The 14,320-nt window shown below is 67.8% G+C and carries 14 protein-coding genes; 10 read left to right on the top strand and 4 right to left on the bottom strand.

Annotated elements, in window-relative coordinates:
• The first annotated feature begins 5 nt into the window (after window positions 1-5).
• Both C6A86_RS22045 and C6A86_RS22040 read left to right on the top strand, forming a co-directional pair.
• On the top strand, window positions 6-1,364 hold the full coding sequence (locus C6A86_RS22045; RefSeq protein ID WP_105365117.1) for a hypothetical protein: 1,359 nt from the start codon (window positions 6-8) through the stop codon (window positions 1,362-1,364).
• Window positions 1,365-1,566: 202 nt separating this feature from the next.
• Window positions 1,567-1,971, top strand: coding sequence for a hypothetical protein (locus C6A86_RS22040; RefSeq protein WP_105365118.1), 405 nt, complete (start codon window positions 1,567-1,569; stop codon window positions 1,969-1,971).
• A 60-nt stretch (window positions 1,972-2,031) separates the two neighbouring features.
• Here the strand turns inward: C6A86_RS22040 and coaA are convergent, their stop codons facing one another.
• On the bottom strand, window positions 2,032-2,964 hold the full coding sequence (gene coaA / locus C6A86_RS22035; protein WP_105365119.1) for a type I pantothenate kinase: 933 nt from the start codon (window positions 2,962-2,964) through the stop codon (window positions 2,032-2,034).
• 31 nt (window positions 2,965-2,995) lie between these two features.
• Between coaA and C6A86_RS22030 the strand changes: the two genes are divergently transcribed.
• The 5 genes from C6A86_RS22030 (at window position 2,996) to C6A86_RS22010 (ending at window position 8,662) form a co-directional block, all read left to right on the top strand.
• A complete protein-coding gene (locus C6A86_RS22030) occupies window positions 2,996-4,204 on the top strand; it encodes a DUF885 domain-containing protein (RefSeq protein ID WP_233213151.1) in 1,209 nt (402 codons plus the stop codon).
• 23 nt (window positions 4,205-4,227) lie between these two features.
• Window positions 4,228-5,694: a glycine hydroxymethyltransferase gene (locus C6A86_RS22025; protein WP_105365120.1), complete on the top strand. Its 1,467-nt coding sequence runs from the start codon at window positions 4,228-4,230 to the stop codon at window positions 5,692-5,694.
• Window positions 5,695-5,747: 53 nt separating this feature from the next.
• The gene (locus C6A86_RS22020) at window positions 5,748-6,578 is read left to right on the top strand and encodes an acyl-ACP desaturase (RefSeq protein WP_105365121.1); all 831 of its coding nucleotides are present in this window, start codon (window positions 5,748-5,750) and stop codon (window positions 6,576-6,578) included.
• Between the two features lie 199 nt (window positions 6,579-6,777).
• Window positions 6,778-8,091 (top strand): PhoH family protein, encoded by a 1,314-nt coding sequence (locus C6A86_RS22015; RefSeq protein ID WP_057165673.1) that lies wholly within the window; start codon window positions 6,778-6,780, stop codon window positions 8,089-8,091.
• Window positions 8,092-8,194: 103 nt separating this feature from the next.
• The gene (locus C6A86_RS22010) at window positions 8,195-8,662 is read left to right on the top strand and encodes a PRC-barrel domain-containing protein (RefSeq protein WP_105365122.1); all 468 of its coding nucleotides are present in this window, start codon (window positions 8,195-8,197) and stop codon (window positions 8,660-8,662) included.
• Between the two features lie 3 nt (window positions 8,663-8,665).
• On the opposite strand, the gene C6A86_RS22005 is transcribed toward C6A86_RS22010, so the two are convergent.
• Both C6A86_RS22005 and glpX read right to left on the bottom strand, forming a co-directional pair.
• Window positions 8,666-10,072 (bottom strand): class II fumarate hydratase, encoded by a 1,407-nt coding sequence (locus tag C6A86_RS22005; RefSeq protein WP_105365123.1) that lies wholly within the window; start codon window positions 10,070-10,072, stop codon window positions 8,666-8,668.
• A gap of 30 nt (window positions 10,073-10,102) precedes the next feature.
• Window positions 10,103-11,131 (bottom strand): class II fructose-bisphosphatase, encoded by a 1,029-nt coding sequence (gene glpX / locus C6A86_RS22000; RefSeq protein WP_105365124.1) that lies wholly within the window; start codon window positions 11,129-11,131, stop codon window positions 10,103-10,105.
• A gap of 55 nt (window positions 11,132-11,186) precedes the next feature.
• On the opposite strand from glpX, the gene C6A86_RS21995 reads away from it, so the two are divergent.
• From C6A86_RS21995 to C6A86_RS21985, 3 genes are all read left to right on the top strand, one after another.
• Entirely contained in the window at window positions 11,187-11,861 is a 675-nt protein-coding gene (locus tag C6A86_RS21995; RefSeq protein ID WP_105365125.1) for a DUF4245 domain-containing protein, read from the top strand.
• 145 nt (window positions 11,862-12,006) lie between these two features.
• A complete protein-coding gene (locus C6A86_RS21990; protein ID WP_233213152.1) occupies window positions 12,007-12,432 on the top strand; it encodes a nuclear transport factor 2 family protein in 426 nt (141 codons plus the stop codon).
• Window positions 12,429-13,031: a TetR/AcrR family transcriptional regulator gene (locus C6A86_RS21985; RefSeq protein WP_105365127.1), complete on the top strand. Its 603-nt coding sequence runs from the start codon at window positions 12,429-12,431 to the stop codon at window positions 13,029-13,031. Before C6A86_RS21990 ends, C6A86_RS21985 begins: the two co-directional genes overlap by 4 nt.
• Before the next feature lie 70 nt (window positions 13,032-13,101).
• On the opposite strand, the gene C6A86_RS21980 is transcribed toward C6A86_RS21985, so the two are convergent.
• Window positions 13,102-14,313 carry an AI-2E family transporter gene (locus C6A86_RS21980; protein ID WP_105365128.1) on the bottom strand — a complete coding sequence of 404 codons (1,212 nt, stop codon included), beginning with the start codon at window positions 14,311-14,313 and terminating at the stop codon, window positions 13,102-13,104.
• Window positions 14,314-14,320: the final 7 nt, after the last annotated feature.

The raw sequence follows: 14,320 nt of genomic DNA, 5'->3' as shown, positions 1-14,320 counted from the left end.
CTGCGGTGGCGGGCCTCTCGGCGATCGTGTTCGCGCTCAGCTGGTGGCTCGGGCTCTACCTGCTCGCGCGGGACCCTCGCAAACCGGTGCTGGTCCTGGCGGCCGCCGGTCTGACCAGCTTCGCCCTGGTGGTCGCGCTCGACGCGGTGCGGGTGGTCACCCAGTCGGACGTGCTGGGCCGCATCGAGATCTACCTGATGGCGCTGCCGGGCATCGCCTGGTTCGCGGTGCTCGTCGAACTGTCCCGGCCCCCGGACACCTGGCGCGGACGGGTGCGCGAGATCGCGCTGGTGGGCGCGGTCGCCGCGGTGGCACTCACCGGCGCCGCCCTGGCCGGTGACGTCGACGGGCCGCTTCGGCTCGGTCATTGGCTGATGTTCGCCGCGGTCTCGCTGCCGTCGCTGGGCGCCATGGTCACCGCCATGTTGCGTCCGGCGCAGCCGGTGCCGGTGGTGCGCTTCGTGTTGGTGGCCACGCTGTTCTTCGCGCTGGCCAACGTGATCCTCATCATTCCGCTCGGGTTGCTGCCGAGCGGACTGGCGCTGGCCTCCACCGGTTTCGACGTCGCGCTGCTCGGGATCGCGGTGGCGCTGTGGGACGCCTTCGACGAGGGGCAGGCGCTGCGCGCGGACATGCTGAGGTCCTTCACGGCGACGGCCGCCGTCGCGGTGCTGTTCGGCGGGCAGGCGATCATCGGGCTGGCGGTCGCGGGCCCGTCCGCGGCGACCGCGCTGACCGTGCTGCTGTTCACCAGCCTGGGCATCGCGATCGCGATCAACGTGCTGGCCGACCCGCTGGCCGGTGTGCTGGACCGGCTGGCCTTCTCCCGCGCACCCGCGCTGCGGGCCGAGCGGGCCGCGTTGCGCAGCACCGAGGCGGCGCTGCCGTTGCGGTCGGCCAACCCGCTCCACGATGTCGATGACGACACCTTCGTCCGGCTGACCCGCCGCGCGCTCGGGCACTACGGAGATCTGTCCAAACTCGTCGCCAGCCCGCTGACCGCGCTGCCGGCCATCGATGAACGGCTGGCCGCCCGCGGCGCGCCGGATCAGCCGCTGGAGCGGGCCAACGAACTGAAGGCCCTGCTCGCCGACCGCATCGCCGCGCTCAAACCGCGCGACGGCAGCGACTTCGGTACCAGCGAGCAGTGGCGGCACTACAACTCGCTGTACTTCCCTTATGTGGTCGGGGTACGCGCCTACGCGCAGAACGCGACCGCGGCCGGCCTCGACCCGGTGGCCCGCCAAGCCTGGCAGTGGTTGGTCACCGAGGTGCCGCAGCGCTCGCTGCACAACTGGCAGAACGCGGCCGCCCGCGTGATCGCCGCAGATCTGCGCGGCGGACTGGTGTCCCAAGCGCGCTGAGCTGCGGCTGGCAGCGATTGGCAGCGTCCGGTGTCGAACTGGCAGCGCCTTGGAGAGCAGTGTCGAAGGGGTCAGAAGCTGTTCCGGCCACCGGTGCGGGACGTCCCGCGCACCCGGGGTGCAGATGCCCGGGTGTCGAGGCACGCGGCGGCGTCCCACACCGGTCACAACCCTCACCGACCGCCCCGTGAAAGGAAGATCCATGTCCGCCATCACCGCCCCCGCCGTATCCACTCGTCCCGACGCATTCCTGCGCCTGGCCATGCGCGCCGACGCGCTCATCAGTGGCGCCACCGGCGTCGGACTTCTCCTGCTGGCCCGTCAGGTGGCCGAAGTGTCGGGCACCACCGCGGCAGTCGAGTACGCGACCGGCGCCTTCTTCGTGGGCTTCAGTGCCGTCGTGCTGTTCCTGGCCGCCCGCCCCGCTGTGCGTACATCCGGGCTGCTGCTGGCCATCGGCAACCTGCTCTTCAGCGTGCTCACGGTGGTCGTGGTGCTGGCCGGGGTGTGGCCCTTGACCACGACCGGGGTGATCCTCGTGCTCGGCACCGGCGTCTACACCCTGGTGATGGCCGAGTTGCAGTACGTCGGCGTGCGCCGCATCTGAGCCTCGGTTTCGGCGCGTTGGCGTTCGCCTGGCGATCGCGAGCGCGCCGAAATCGCTGTGTCAGAGCTTGCGCAGGCGCAGCCGGTTGATGGAGTGATCGGAGTCCTTGCGCAGCACCAGGGTGGCGCGCGGCCGGGTCGGCAGGATGTTCTCGATCAGGTTGGGGCGGTTGATCGAATGCCAGATGTCGCGGGCGGCGAACACCGCCTGCTCATCGGTGAGCGTCGAATAGTGGTGGAAGTGGGACGCCGGATTGGCGAACGCCCCGGCCCGCATCGACAGGAACCGCGAGATGTACCACTGCTCGATGTCCTCGACGCGCGCATCGACATACAGCGAGAAGTCGAACAGATCCGAGACCATCAGCGCCGGGCCGGTCTGCAGCACGTTGAGGCCCTCCAGGATGAGGATGTCGGGCTGCCGGATCATCTGCAACTCGCCGGGCACGATGTCGTAGATCAGGTGCGAATAGACCGGGGCGCAAGCCTTGTCGGCACCCGATTTCACCGCGGTGACGAAACGCATCAAGGCCCGGCGATCGTAGCTCTCCGGAAAACCTTTGCGGTGCATGATGTTCCGGCGCAGCAGCTCGGAGTTCGGGTACAGGAATCCGTCGGTGGTCACCAGGTCGACGCGAGGATGGTGCTCCCAGCGGCCCAGCAGCGCCTTGAGCACACGAGCTGTGGTCGACTTGCCGACGGCCACGCTGCCGGCGACCCCGATGACGAACGGCACCGGCCGGTCGGTGTGCTGCTCGCCGAGGAACTCCGCAGTGGCGGCGAACAGCCGTTGGTGCGCGGCGACCTGCAGATGGATCAACCGGGCCAGCGGCAGATAGACCTCTTCGACCTCCAGCAGGTCGATCTGCTCACCGAGGCCACGCAGGCCGGTCAGTTCGGATTCGTTGAGTGCGAGCGGCGTCGCCATGCGCAGCGAGCGCCATTGGGTCCGGTCGAACTCCACATATGGGCTCGGCTCGCTGGGCCGCGGCATATCGCAAGTCTTGCATCTAACGTTGACGGGTATGAACGCCGGTATGGATTCGGGCACGCTGATTCGTGAGTACCTGCTGCTCGGCTTGCGGTTCGACAGGGTCGAGGAGGGCTATGTCGACTCCTTCACCGGCGACCCGGCGCTGCGCCGCCAGGTCGCCGACGAGCCCACCCCGGACCCGGCCGACCTGGCGCGCGAGGCCCGGCGACTGCTGGCCGAGGTGCCGGGCACCGAGGGTCTCGACGCGCAGCGCGCCGGCTACCTTGCCGCCCACCTGAAGGCGCTGGCGTGTGCCGGCCGCAAGTTCGCCGGGGAGCAGGTCGGATTCGTCGAGGAGGTCCGCGAATACTTCGACGTCGATATCGCCAAGGGCGACCCGGATCGCTATCGCGACGCCCACACCAAGCTCGACGAGGCGCTGGGCGGCAGCGGTCCGCTGGCGCAGCGGCTACAGGCCTACCGCGTCGGCGAGGAGATCCCGCCGGACCGCCTCGAGGAGTGCATCCACGCGTTCTCCTCGGCGCTGCGGGACACGGTGCGCGCCACCTATCCGCTGCCCGAGAGCGAGACGATCACCTACGAGGTGGTCACCGACAAACCGTGGTCGGGATTCAACTACTACCTCGGCGACTACACCTCGACCGTCGCGGTCAACGCCGACCTCAAACAGCAGATGTCGAACCTGCCGCGTCTCGTCGCACACGAGTCCTATCCCGGCCACCACACCGAGCACTGCCGCAAGGAGGCCGGGTTGGTGGCCGGCCTGCACCAGGACGAGCAGACCATCTTCCTGGTCAACACCCCGCAATGCCTGATGGCCGAGGGGCTGGCAGATCTGGCGCTGTACGCCGTGCAGGGTCCGTCCTGGGGCGGCTGGGCCGCCGAGATCTACGCCGATCTGGGCCTGCGGTTCGACGGTGACCGTTCGGCGGCCATCTCCGAGGCGGCCGCGGCGCTGGCCGATGTGCGCCAGGACGCGGCCCTGATGCTGCACGACGAGCACCGCGACATCGACGATGTCGCGGCCTACCTGAGCCGATGGCTGTTGGTCAGCGACGAGCGGGCGCGCCAGATGCTGCGCTTTCTGTCCTCCCCGCTGTGGCGCGCCTACACCAGCACCTATGTCGAGGGGTACCGGCTGCTGCGGGCGTGGATCGACGACCGGCCCGCCGGGGTCTCGCTGACCGAGCGGTTCGGCCGGCTGCTCGACGAGCCGCTGATCCCGTCCAGCCTGCGGTGATTCCAGGGCGATAGGCTGGCGGCATGACTGCCGACTCGTCGTTGACCGCTCCGGGTGTTGAGTACGCCGCCACCGCCAGCGAGGCCTACCGGGCCGCGCTGGCCGTGATCGAGTCGGTCGAGCCCCGTATCGCCGCCGCGACCCGCAAAGAGCTTGCCGATCAGCGGGATTCGCTCAAGCTGATCGCCAGCGAGAACTACGCCTCCCCGGCGGTGCTGCTGACCATGGGCACCTGGTTCTCCGACAAGTACGCCGAGGGCACCATCGGGCACCGTTTCTACGCCGCCTGCCAGAACGTCGACACCGTCGAGGCGCTCGCCGCCGAGCACGCGCGCGAACTGTTCGGCGCCCCCTACGCCTACGCCCAGCCGCACTCCGGGATCGACGCCAACCTGGTCGCCTACTGGGCCATTCTGGCGACCCGGATCGAGGCTCCGGGCCTGGCCGAACTCGGCGCCAAGAACGTCAACGACCTGTCCGAACAGGACTGGGAGGCGCTGCGCGCCAAGCTGGGCAACCAGCGGCTGCTCGGCATGTCGCTGGAGACCGGCGGCCACCTCACCCACGGCTTCCGGCCCAACGTGTCCGGCAAGATGTTCCACCAGCGCAGCTACGGCACCGACCCGGAGACCGGCCTGATCGACTACGCCGCCGTGGCCGCCGCGGCCCGCGAGTTCAAGCCACTGATCCTGGTCGCCGGCTATTCGGCCTACCCGCGCCGGGTCAACTTCGCCACCATGCGCGAGATCGCCGACGAGGTCGGCGCCACGCTGCTGGTCGACATGGCCCACTTCGCCGGTCTGGTGGCCGGCAAGGTGTTCACCGGCGACGAAGATCCGGTGCCGCACGCGCACGTCACCACCACCACGACGCACAAGTCGCTGCGCGGACCGCGCGGCGGCCTGGTGCTGGCCACCGAGGAGTACGCCCCCGCCGTCGACAAGGGCTGCCCGATGGTGCTGGGCGGACCGCTCTCGCACGTGATGGCGGCCAAGGCCGTTGCGTTGGCCGAGGCGCGTCAGCCCGCGTTCCGCGAGTACGCGCAGGCCGTCGCCGACAACGCCAAGGCGCTGGCCGACGGCTTCCTCAAGCGGGGGGCGCGACTTGTCACCGGCGGCACCGACAACCATCTGGTGCTGCTGGACGTCACCTCGTTCGGGCTGACCGGCCGGCAGGCCGAATCGGCGCTGCTGGACGCCGGCGTCGTCACCAACCGCAACTCCATCCCGGCCGACCCGAACGGCGCCTGGTACACCAGCGGCATCCGTTTCGGCACGCCGGCGCTGACCACCCGCGGCTTCGGTGCCGCCGAGTTCGATCGGGTGGCCGAACTCGTCGTCGACGTGCTGAAGAACACCGAGCCCGCCGCCGCCTCCAGCGGCCCGTCAAAGGCCAAGTACAAGCTGGCCGACGGGGTCGCCGACCGGGTTCACGCCGCGTCGGCGGAGATCCTGGCGGCCAACCCGCTCTACCCGGGACTCACCCTCTGACACGCCGTCGGCGGATTTTTAGAAACGTGTGAATGCGGGTTACAGTTACTTTTATGGCTGAGAAACCCGTTGCCAACGCGCTGATCCTTGAGCTCGAGCCGGTCGTGGCGGAGAACCTGTCGCGACACCTCGCGACCGAGGAGCCCTGGTACGGCCACGACTATGTGCCCTTCGACCAGGGCGAGAACTTCGCCTTCCTGGGCGGCAAGGACTGGGATCCGTCTCAGGTGACCCTGCCCAAGCCGGTCACCGATGCCTGCGAGATCCTGCTCATCACCAAGGACAACCTCGCCGCGCACCACCGCGAGATCGTCGAGCACTTCATCCTCGAGGAGAAGTGGGGCCGCTGGATCGGCCGCTGGACCGCCGAGGAGCACCTGCACGCCATCGCGCTGCGCAACTACCTGGTGGTCACCCGCGAGATCGACCCGTCGGCCAATGAGGACGTGCGCGTCGAGCACGTCATGAAGGGCTACCGGGCCGATCGCTTCTCCCAGATCGAGACCCTGGTGTTCATGACGTTCTTCGAGCGCGAGCACGCGGTGTTCACCCGCAACCTGCAGGCGCAGATCACCGAGCCCACCCTCAAGGGCCTCATCGGCCGGATCGCCGCCGACGAGGAACGCCACGAGGAGTTCTTCGCCAACCTGGTGGCGCACTGCCTGGCCACCGACACCCGCGCCGAGACCGTCAGCGCCATCGCCCGCCGCGCCGCAGAGCTCGACGTCCTCGGTGGGGACATCGAGGCCTACGCCGACAAGCGTGCCACCGTCGCCGAGGCCGGCATCTTCGACGAAGCCGCCCGACGTGCTGTTATCGCCGACCGGATCGCCGCATGGGGCGTCGCCGAGGAACCAGAGTTACGAGAGTTCACCGGCGCGTAACCTGTTGTGCCGGTTGGCCCGGCGCGCCTGCCAAGCGCATCCCGTAGAGCGGGAGTAGCGTCGATTCCGATGGCTAGCGAATTGCTTTGCTGTCCGGGCGGTACCGATCTTTTCGCGAGAACGGGACCGGCCCCGGTCCTCGGTACCGCGGTGCCCGCCGAAACGCTTCCGCGGGGCCGCGGAGGTCTAGGAGCGCCTCGTGACCGATTCGCCGATCCGGACCTACGTGCTCGACACCTCCGTGCTGCTGTCCGATCCCTGGGCATGCACACGGTTCGCCGAGCATGAGGTGGTTGTCCCTCTCGTGGTTATCAGCGAGTTGGAGGCCAAACGGCACCATCACGAACTTGGCTGGTTCGCCCGCCAGGCTCTACGTCTTTTCGACGATCTGCGATTGGAACACGGGCGCCTCGATCAGCCCATTCCCGTCGGTAAACACGGCGGTGTGCTGCACATCGAGCTGAACCACAGCGACCCCACGGTGCTGCCGGTCGGCTTCCGCACCGACACCAACGATGCGCGCATCCTGACCTGTGCGGCCAACCTGGCCGCCGAGGGCAAGCACGTCACGCTGGTGAGCAAGGACATCCCGTTGCGGGTCAAGGCGGGAGCGGTCGGCCTGGACGCCGACGAGTACCACGCCCAGGACGTCGTCACCTCCGGCTGGACGGGTATGACCGAGCTCGACGCGGCACCCGAGGAGATCGACGCCCTGTTCGCCGAGGGCGACCTCGACCTGGCGGCCGCGCGGGACCTGCCCTGCCACACCGGGGTTCGGCTGCTCGGCGGCAACTCCTCGGCGCTGGGCCGGGTGAACGCGGATAAACGGGTGCAGCTGGTCCGTGGCGATCGCGAGGTGTTCGGCCTCCGGGGAAGGTCAGCCGAACAACGCGTCGCCCTCGATCTGCTGCTCGACGAATCCGTGGGCATCGTGTCGCTCGGCGGCAAGGCCGGCACCGGAAAGTCCGCGCTGGCGCTGTGCGCCGGCCTGGAGGCGGTGCTGGAACGCCGCACCCAGCGCAAGGTGGTCGTCTTCCGGCCGCTGTACGCGGTCGGCGGCCAGGATCTCGGCTACCTGCCCGGCAGCGAGAGCGAGAAGATGGGCCCGTGGGCACAGGCCGTCTTCGACACCCTGGAGGGACTGGCCAGCCCGGCGGTGCTGGAGGAGGTGCTCTCCCGCGGGATGCTGGAAGTCTTGCCGCTCACCCATATTCGCGGGCGGTCGCTGCACGATTCGTTCGTGATCGTCGACGAGGCGCAGTCGCTGGAACGCAATGTGCTGCTGACGGTGCTGTCCCGGCTCGGGTCGGGATCGCGGGTCGTGCTCACCCACGATGTCGCCCAGCGCGACAACCTGCGGGTCGGCCGGCACGACGGTGTCGCCGCCGTGATCGAGAAGTTGAAGGGGCATCCGTTGTTCGCCCACATCACGCTGATGCGCAGCGAGCGGTCCCCGATCGCTGCACTGGTCACCGAGATGCTGGAGGAGATCACCCCCGACGCCCTGCCCTGAGAAGTGATTTCGGCGTGATCGGCTGCGGTGAGCGCAGCCGATCACGCCGAAATCGCAGGGGTCGTGATGTTTGCCACCGCGCCGCGATGGCTACTCCCCGCTCATGACGAGTCTGGTGGATCAATACGTCGGCGCCACCGCCTACGACGTTTCGGGCGACAAGATCGGCAAGATCGGCAGGCTCTTCGTCGACGGTCGTAGCCGCGAACCGAAGTGGGCCGAGGTGCATACCGGTGTGTTCCGGAAGTCCCAGATGCTGATCCCGCTGGGCGGTTCGCGCCAGGAGGGCCGGGCGGTGACGCTCACGGTCAGCAAGGCCGCGGTCAAGGAGGCGCCGAAGGTGCGCGTCGGCGAGGGCATCACCATGGACGAAGCCGACCGCCTGTCCCGGCACTATCGGCTCGACGAGGCGCAGCCGGAGGCGCCGCAGCCACCGGCGCCGCACTCCACCGCACTGGACATCGCCGCGGCCGCGGCCGGTATGGGCGGGACCGCGGTCAACACCGCGGCGTGGTCACCGGCGGAGAACCAGCACCCGGACACCTTCGAGGATCCGGAGCCGACGCGCTAGCCGCTAGTCGCCCGGCTTGACCTTCGCCATCTCCAGCACGTCGAGGCGCTTGTCCAGTTCCGCCTCGGACAGCTTGTCGCCGATCAGTCCGCGGTCGATCACCGTCTGGCGGATGGTCTTGCGCTCCTTGAGTGCTTCCTTGGCGACCTTGGCGGCCTCCTCGTAGCCGATCGCCGAGTTCAGCGGCGTCACGATGGACGGTGACGACTCGGCCAGCTCGCGCAGGTGCGCCTCGTTGGCCACCAACCCGTCAATACACTTGCTGGCGAACAACTTCGAGACATTGGCCAGCAGGGTGAACGACTCCAGTACGTTGCGCGCCATCATCGGGATGTAGACGTTGAGTTCGAACGCGCCGGACAGCCCGCCGACGGTGACCGCGGCGTCATTGCCGATGACCTGCGCGGCCACCTGGGTGACCGCTTCCGGCAGCACCGGATTGACCTTGCCCGGCATGATCGAGCTGCCCGGCTGCAGGTCCGGCAGCTGCAACTCGCCCAGACCGGTCAGCGGGCCCGAGCCCATCCAGCGCACGTCGTTGGCGATCTTGGTCAGCGACACCGCGATGGTCTTCAACGCGCCGGACGCCTCGACCAGCCCGTCGCGGGCGGCCTGAGCCTCGAAAGAGTCGGCGGCGGTGCGCAGTTCGCCCAGTCCGGTCTGATCGACCAGCACATCGACCACCTTGGCGCCGAAGCCTTCGGGGGCGTTGAGGCCGGTGCCGACCGCGGTACCGCCGATGGCCAGCTCGCCCAGACGGGGCAGCGTCGCCTTCACCCGCTCGATGCCTGCCTCGATCTGACGGGCGTAACCGCCGAATTCCTGGCCGAGTGTCACGGGCACGGCGTCCATCAGGTGGGTGCGGCCGGACTTGACGGTGGTGCGCCACTGCCGTGCCTTGCCGGCCAGCGACTCGTGCAGGATCTCCAGCGCCGGGATCAGATGGCGCACAGCGGCTTCGGTCGCCGCGATATGGGTGGCGGTGGGGAAGGTGTCATTTGAGCTCTGCGACATGTTGACGTCGTCATTGGGGTGGATCACGACACCGTTGGCCGCCGCGATGGACGCGATGACCTCGTTGGCGTTCATGTTCGAGCTGGTGCCCGACCCGGTCTGGAAGACGTCGATGGGGAACTGGTCGTCGTGCAGGCCGTCGGCGATCTCGGCGGCGGCGGCGATGATGGCGTCGGCCTTCTCGGCGGCCAGCAGCCCGAGGTCCTTGTTGACCTGGGCACATGCGCCCTTCAACAGGCCCATCGCGCGGATCTGGGTGCGCTCGAGCGGACGGAAGGAGATCGGGAAGTTCTCCACCGCCCGCTGAGTCTGGGCCCGCCACAGGGCGTTGACCGGAACCCGGACCTCACCCATCGTGTCGTGCTCGATCCGGTACTCGACGTCACTGTCGGTCATCTGGGTCCTTTTCGTGGGTCGCTGATGCGGTCAGGGGAGAGGATGTGCTGCGGACAGGTCCCCGGTGAAGTCCACCGAGGAGTACTCGTTGAGCTTGGACAGCCGGTGGTAGGCCTCGATCATCCGGACGGTGCCGGACTTGGACCGCATCACGATGGACTGGGTGGTCGCGCCGCCGCCGGAGTATTGGACGCCCTTGAGCAGATCGCCGTCGGTGACGCCGGTGGCCGAGAAGAACACGTTCTCGCCGGAGACCAGGTCCTCGGTGAGCAGGACCCGGTCCAGGTCGTAGCCACGGTCGAGGGCCTTCTGCTTCTCGTCGTCGTCGGTCGGGGCGAGTTGGGCTTGGATGGCGCCACCCATGCAGCGGATGGCCGCCGCGGCGATGATGCCCTCGGGGGTGCCGCCGATACCGACGAGGATGTCGGTGCCGGACCCGGGGCGGCAGGCGGCGATGGCACCGGCGACGTCGCCGTCGGAGATCAGCCGGATGCGGGCGCCGGCCTCGCGGACATCGGCGATCAGCTGGGCGTGCCGCGGCCGGTCCAGGATGCAGACGGTCAGGTCGGCGACGCTGGACTTCTTGATCTTGGCGACGTTCTTGATGTTCTCGGCGATCGGCGCGGTGATGTCGATGGCGTCGGCGGCGTCCGGGCCGACGGCGATCTTGTGCATGTAGTAGACCGCCGACGGGTCGAACATGGCGCCGCGCTCGGCGACGGCGAGCACCGAGATGGCGTTGGGCATGCCCTTGCTCATCAGGGTGGTGCCGTCGACCGGGTCGACGGCGAAATCGCAGTCGGGTCCGTCGCCGTTGCCGACCTCTTCCCCGTTGTAGAGCATCGGGGCGTTGTCCTTCTCACCCTCACCGATCACCACGACACCGCGCATCGACACGGAGTTCACCAATTCGCGCATGGCGTCGACGGCGGCGCCGTCGCCACCTTCCTTGTCGCCGCGGCCGACCCAACGGCCCGCGGCCATGGCTCCGGCTTCGGTGACTCGCACGAGTTCGAGGGCGAGGTTGCGGTCTGGGGCTTCCCGGCGCGAAGGCGTCATGGGCCAGATTGTCCCATTAGCGGGTCGAAGATTGGGAACTGGGATACTGGCTGTCATGAGCACTCCGGAACCGAACCCCGACGCACCGGTGGTGGTGCCGGTTCCCCGGCCCGCCAAGGACCGGCTCCTGCAGGACGGCCGCGACATGTTCTGGTCGATGGCTCCGCTGGTGTTGATCTGCATCGTGCTCGCTGGCGTGCTCGGCATGTGCTCGTTCGCGCCCAGCGGGCCCGGCCAGGGTGACATCCCGCAGTTCGACGCCCCGGCCGCGCTGCAGGCCGACGCCGACGTGCTGAAGTTCCCGGTCAGGCTGCCGGAGCTGCCCGCGGGCTGGCAACCCAACTCCGGGGCGCGCGGCGGTATCGACGGCGGCCGCACCGACCCGGCGACCGGTCAGACGGTCCGGGCGGTGACCTCGCGGGTCGGCTATATCGCCCCGAGCAAGATGTATCTGAGCCTGACGCAGAGCAACGCCGACGAGGCCAGGCTGGTCGGTTACCTGAACCCCGAGGCGGTGCCCACCGGTGCGCAGGATGTCGACGGGGTGAACTGGGTCGTCTACGAGCCGGGGGAGGGCGAGCCGATCTGGACCACGCGACTGGACGGTGCAGAACGCTCAGGCCGCGAGGCCGGACAGGCTCAGATCGCGATCACCGGCGCCGGGTCCGAGGACGACTTCCGCACGCTGGCGAAGGCCGTGCAGACCCAGGCGCCGCTGCCCGCCAATTAGTCGGCACGGGCCGACTCGAGACCTCGGCGAGTTCCACGGCACGAATGTCCACGCTCTCGTCGTGATCTGGGCACAATCGCACCCTCTTTAGGTATTCCTGCTTGACCCGATCTTACAAACAAGTAAGTTAGGAGTCATGACGATGATGATTGCCGATGCCGCAGTTTCCAGTCCGGGTGCCGTAGCGGATCTCGAACTGCGTTGGGAGAAAGCATGGAATGACCATGACGGCGATGCTGTCGCGGCGCTCTGCGCCGAGGATCTGGTCTACGACGAGCCTGCGCTCGACCACACGATGCACGGTCGCGATGCCATCCGCGATTTCGTGGTCATGATGGACGCCGCGATCCCGGACTACACGTTCACCCTGCAAGGCCTGTATGCCGACCTGCGGCGGCGATCGGTCGTGGTGGCCTGGCGACTGACCGGCACATACGCAACAACCGGCGCCAAGATCGACTTCCACGGTGACGACCGGCTCGATATCGGTGCCGACGGTCTGATCGCTGCTTACCGATGCTTGTACGACAATCGGTTGGTGCTGCGACAGATCAATAGCAACTCTCAGTGAGCGCCGGCGATCCGGCGCGGGTGGTCGTACGCAAGCCGGCAGCAGTGCGCCGTCAGGAAATCATCGATGCAGCGGCGGTTGAGTTCGCTGCCGGCGGGCTTGCGGGAACGGGTTTGGAAACGATCGCCGCAGGAGCGGGAATCTCTCATCCCCGTGTCGTGCAGATGTTCGGTTCAAAGCAAAAGTTGTTCCTCGAGGTCGTCGAATCGGTTTACGGGCGGGTCGCAGCGGTGTTCACCGACGTCGCCGTGCGTGAGAGCCGCAGCGAGGGTGGCCCGGATCTTGTCGACCTTGGTCGCGCCTACTTGCGGCTCCTGCAGCGTGATCGCACCGTCGCGCTCGTGATGCTGCAAGGCTATGCCGCTGCCGGCGACGATGTGGTGCGCGCGGTGGTCGCTCGTAGGTATCTCGAACTGCAACAGCAGGTCATCGATATGACGGGTGCCGACGCTCACCGGATACGATCCTTCATGGCCACCGGTCTGGTGGTTACCATCTCGACTGCACTGGCACTTCCCGGAAAGCGCGATGATGCGGTGTGGGGCGCCTGGCTGTTGGAACTAGCCGGTACAGATAGCCTTGGTGATCACCAGGTCTAGCCATATTGTTCGGTTCACGATCCCGAAAACAACGCGTCGAGTTGTCCATCAACTTCGCACATCCGAGCCCTTACTCAGGGTCGGCAATGACCGGTGGTGTGGCATCCGCTGCGCCGACCGACGGCGGCGCGTGACGCCGGGCACGGGCCCGCGCGATCAGCTCTCTGAGCCTGCTGGGTTTGTCGGGTTCGTCTTCCAAGGCCTCGGTGCCCATCTCCATCGGCACACCCTTGTAGACCCAGAGGTAGACGCTGATCGTGGTGACGATGACGATCATCACCACCGGCCCGATGACGATGCCGAGGAAGCCGAACATGGTGATCCCGGCGAACACCGACAGCAGCATCAGCGCCGAGTCGAGTTTGGCCTCCTTGGGCACCAGGATCGGGCGCAGCACATTGTCGATGTTGGTCACCACGATGATGTGGAAGACGATGACGAAGATGCCGCCGATGACATTGCCGAACAGCGCAAGACCGATTCCGAACGGGATGGTGACGATGCCGCCGCCGAGCGGGATCACCGACAGCGCCGACAGCAGGATGGCGAAGATGAAGAACCCGTCGTGGAAGCCGGCAATGTAGATCGAGATGGCGCCGGCGATGCCCTGAGCCAGCGCGATGACGAACTGGCCGCGCACGGTGCCGCGCACCATGGCCGCCATCTTGGCCAGATACAGGTCGGTGGCCTCCTCGCCGAGCGGGTTGAGCCGACGGATCAGCAGCCGCAGGTCGTCGCCGTTGACCAGCAGCGAGATGAACACGTACAGGAAGATGATCGCGGCGGTGAGACCACCGAACAGTCCGCCGGCCGCACCCTGCAGGAAATGCAGGCCCCATTCGCCGGCGCGCTGGGCGAAGGTGACCACCCAGTGCTGCAGCTGCTCGGGGGTGATGTCGGTGCTCTTCAGGAACGGCACCCGGTCGATCAGCTCGTTGACCACCCGCAGTGAGCGGTCCCCGAGGGCGCTCAGGTCGGTCTTGCCCACCCAGTCGGCGACGTTGCGCACCATGGTGGTGATCTGCACGACGCCGAGGGCGACGGCACCGCTGATCGGGATGATCACGATGGCCAGCGCCGCAAACAGGGTCAGGGTGGCCGAGAGGCCGGCGCTGAACCTTCTGCGCAGCCGCTCGTAGAGCGGGTCGAACAGGTAGGCCACCACCGCCGCGACCACGATGAGGATGAAGTAGCCGCGCAGGAAGTAGGCGCCGAACGCGATCGCAATGACGGTCGCGATTGCCAGGGCCCGCTTCTGGCTGAGGGTGAACTCCGTTTTCACGGGTCTA

The sequence above is a fragment of the Mycobacterium sp. ITM-2016-00316 genome, from assembly GCF_002968335.2.
Classification (GTDB): domain Bacteria; phylum Actinomycetota; class Actinomycetes; order Mycobacteriales; family Mycobacteriaceae; genus Mycobacterium.
Note: the sequence above shows the minus strand (reverse complement) of the source record. Positions and strands in the feature narration are given on the sequence as shown.

Coding starts and splice junctions, on each gene's coding strand:
- C6A86_RS22025 (WP_105365120.1), top strand. CDS start 4,228: ATGACTGCCGACTCGTCGTTGACCGCTCCGGGTGTTGAGTACGCCGCC.
- C6A86_RS21995 (WP_105365125.1), top strand. CDS start 11,187: ATGAGCACTCCGGAACCGAACCCCGACGCACCGGTGGTGGTGCCGGTT.
- C6A86_RS22005 (WP_105365123.1), bottom strand. CDS start 10,072: ATGACCGACAGTGACGTCGAGTACCGGATCGAGCACGACACGATGGGT.
- C6A86_RS22040 (WP_105365118.1), top strand. CDS start 1,567: ATGTCCGCCATCACCGCCCCCGCCGTATCCACTCGTCCCGACGCATTC.
- C6A86_RS22010 (WP_105365122.1), top strand. CDS start 8,195: ATGACGAGTCTGGTGGATCAATACGTCGGCGCCACCGCCTACGACGTT.
- glpX (WP_105365124.1), bottom strand. CDS start 11,131: ATGACGCCTTCGCGCCGGGAAGCCCCAGACCGCAACCTCGCCCTCGAA.
- coaA (WP_105365119.1), bottom strand. CDS start 2,964: ATGCCGCGGCCCAGCGAGCCGAGCCCATATGTGGAGTTCGACCGGACC.
- C6A86_RS22020 (WP_105365121.1), top strand. CDS start 5,748: ATGGCTGAGAAACCCGTTGCCAACGCGCTGATCCTTGAGCTCGAGCCG.
- C6A86_RS21990 (WP_233213152.1), top strand. CDS start 12,007: ATGATTGCCGATGCCGCAGTTTCCAGTCCGGGTGCCGTAGCGGATCTC.
- C6A86_RS22030 (WP_233213151.1), top strand. CDS start 2,996: ATGAACGCCGGTATGGATTCGGGCACGCTGATTCGTGAGTACCTGCTG.